The 1508-nt window shown below is 34.4% G+C and carries 1 protein-coding gene and 1 pseudogene; both read left to right on the plus strand.

Annotated features, from left to right (window positions below; all coding sequences use genetic code 11):
* A partial coding sequence (locus tag HG1285_RS01845; protein WP_008289287.1) for an EF-Tu/IF-2/RF-3 family GTPase occupies positions 1 to 1180 on the plus strand: 1180 nt, incomplete at its 5' end.
* A gap of 13 nt (positions 1181 to 1193) precedes the next feature.
* Positions 1194 to 1508, plus strand: a pseudogene (locus HG1285_RS01840) (lysine 2,3-aminomutase); the annotation flags it as partial.

Below are 1508 nucleotides of genomic sequence, written 5' to 3' on the forward strand. Positions count from 1 at the left end.
AAAAGGACTTCAGTTTTTAATAACATCATTAGACTACGACAACTACGTTGGAAGACTTGCAATAGGAAGAATATTTAATGGAACTGTAAAAGTAGGACAGCAGGTTTCAGTTGTAAAAAGAGATGGCTCTATTGTGAAAGGAACAGTTAGAGCTTTATACACTTATGAAGGTCTTAACAGAGTAGAAACAAAAGAAGCAAAAGCAGGGGATATAGTAGCAATAGCAGGACTTGATGATATTTATATTGGTGAAACAATAGCAAATGCAGAAAACCCAGAAGCACTTCCACCTATAACAGTAGAAGAGCCTACAATATCAATGATTTTCTCTGTAAATGACTCACCATTTGCAGGAAGAAGTGGTAAGTTTTTAACTTCTAGACATTTAAGAGAAAGACTTTATAAAGAAACACTTACAAATGTTGCTATTAAAGTTGAAGATACAGATAATCCTGAAAGCTTTTTAGTAATAGGAAGAGGAGAGCTCCAGCTTTCAATACTTGCAGAAATGATGAGAAGAGAAGGATATGAGTTTCAAGTTTCAAAACCTGAAGTTATAACAAAGGAAGAAAATGGACAAAAATTAGAGCCTGTAGAAAGGGTTGTAATAGATATTCCAGAAGAGTTTGTAGGAATAGTTACGGAAAAACTTGGCTCAAGAAAAGGACAGATGGTGAATATGATAAACCACGGATATGGTAGAGTGAGACTTGAGTTTATTATCCCTTCAAGAGGACTTATAGGATACAGGTCTGAATTCAAAACAGATACAAAAGGAGAAGGATTAATAAATGCTATATTTGAAGGATGGCAACCTTGGGCAGGAGAAATAAGAACAAGGCAAAATGGAGCATTGGTTGCAGATAGAAAAGGAACAGCTACACCTTATGCAATAAATAGCTTACAAGATAGAGGAGTTTTCTTTATACCTGCTGGAACAGAAGTTTATGAAGGAATGGTAGTTGGAGAACACAGCAGGGATAACGACCTTTGGGTAAACATTACAAAAGAAAAGAAACTTACAAACGTTAGAGCTGCAAGTGCCGATGAAGGAATAAAATTAACACCTCCAAGAAAAATGGATTTTGAAAGAGCTATGGAATGGATAAATAATGATGAACTTATTGAAGTCACCCCTGACGCTGTTAGAATAAGGAAGAAAAATTTAAGAAAACCTTAAAAGAGGAGGTTGTATGAGATACAAAACTTATACAGCTAAGTCTTTCAAGGATATACCTCAGGTAAAAAAATACTTAACAGAGCAGCAGATATTTGACATAGAAGTTGTATCAAGGGTTTTTCCTTTTAAAGTAAATAATTACGTGATTGAAAAACTTATAAACTGGGGAAACCCTCTTGAAGACCCTATTTTTAGATTAACATTTCCACAAAGGGGAATGCTTCAGGACGAAGACTATTATAAAATTGCAAAACTCATGAAAAATGGTGAAAATGAAGAAAAGATAAAACAGGCAGCAAATGAAATAAGAATGAAATTAAACCCTCAC

It is taken from the genome of Hydrogenivirga sp. 128-5-R1-1, assembly GCF_000171895.1.